This window comes from Cupriavidus sp. SIMBA_020 (genome assembly GCF_046535395.1).
GTDB classification, from domain to species: domain Bacteria; phylum Pseudomonadota; class Gammaproteobacteria; order Burkholderiales; family Burkholderiaceae; genus Cupriavidus; species Cupriavidus campinensis.
In genome coordinates this window covers 1-270 of record NZ_JAWRWU010000619.1, presented here as the reverse complement: position 1 = coordinate 270, position 270 = coordinate 1, and the positions used below count along the sequence as shown (strand labels likewise).

The following is a 270-nucleotide window of genomic DNA, read 5'->3' as shown; positions in this document are numbered from 1 at the left end:
GGCGGGCGCGGGCGCGCTCGCGCGGCTGGGCCGGGTACAAGGCGGTACAGGCCGGCGCCGGATGCAGGTCTTCCAGGTACTCGGTGATGGCGGTCGATTCGGTCAGGGTGAAATCGCCGTGGGTCAGGGCCGGCACGCGCGCGGTCAGGGCGCGGCACTGGTAGGGCTGCATGCGCTGTTCGCCCGCGTCCAGATCGATCAGGCGGACCTCGAAGGGCAACTGTTTTTCGGCCAGCGCCACATAGGCCGACATGGCGTAGGGGCTGAGGA

The 270-nt window shown here is 70.0% G+C and carries 1 protein-coding gene; it reads right to left on the bottom strand.

Translation table 11 applies throughout. The annotated features are described in order from the left end of the window. Positions 1-270: glutathione S-transferase N-terminal domain-containing protein (locus tag SB751_RS30775; protein WP_410749122.1), on the bottom strand; the 270-nt coding region annotated here is incomplete at both ends.